The sequence below is a fragment of the Acinetobacter sp. 1207_04 genome (genome assembly GCF_052850415.1).
The window spans coordinates 1-739 of the sequence record NZ_VXCQ01000040.1; the positions used below are offsets into that span (position 1 = coordinate 1).

The following is a 739-nucleotide window of genomic DNA, read 5'->3' on the forward strand; positions in this document are numbered from 1 at the left end:
CTAAAATTAACATAATACACCTTATACGAAATGCTAAAAGTGAGTTTATTACACTAATTTTTATGTATTTTTTAAAATTTAAGACCTAGGCAGGTGCCTAGGTTTTTTCATTTCGTATAACACCCATCATGTTAAATGGTATTGTAAGGGCAATGAATGGGACAATTATTTTTTCAAAAAAAACTTTTAAAGGTAAAAAATTATAATTAGGTTAATTATGACTATATTAAATGAAGATTATCGAAATAATATATGGGTTGTTATTGCTTTTATTATTATTGTTGTTATTTATGTATTTATTATTTCGAATAATAAGGTTGATGATATTAAATATGAGGAAGAAGAAGTATGTGGGTTTTTTGAATCTTTAAATAAATATCCTAGAGGTGGTGGGCTTACTACTTATATTTTAATGCTTAATTTAGACAGATATGGTTCTATTGTATATTATAATGTCAATATTAATAAATACGATGAAAGCTCAAAGGTGAATTATGGATTATTGAGTAAAGATATAAGATTTTGTTTTTTAATAAAAAAACCTAAATATGAAAACAAATGGGATTCTAATTTTAGAATTCTAAATATTTTAAAAAATAAATAAGATAAAACTTATCCACGATAGATAGTGATAAATAGTTATCATAAGAACTCATATTAAATTGAAAAAAAGATGACAATGTTTTTCTGAAAGAGTAATGATTTTTAAAATTAACATAATACACCTTATGCGAAATCG

The 739-nt window shown here is 23.1% G+C and carries 1 protein-coding gene; it reads left to right on the forward strand.

What is annotated here, in order from left to right; all coding sequences use genetic code 11:
* Nucleotides 1-217: 217 nt before the first annotated feature.
* Complete coding sequence (locus tag FW754_RS16385) at nucleotides 218-604, forward strand: hypothetical protein (RefSeq protein WP_446325261.1); 387 nt, start codon at nucleotides 218-220, stop codon at nucleotides 602-604.
* The last annotated feature ends 135 nt before the right edge of the window (nucleotides 605-739 follow it).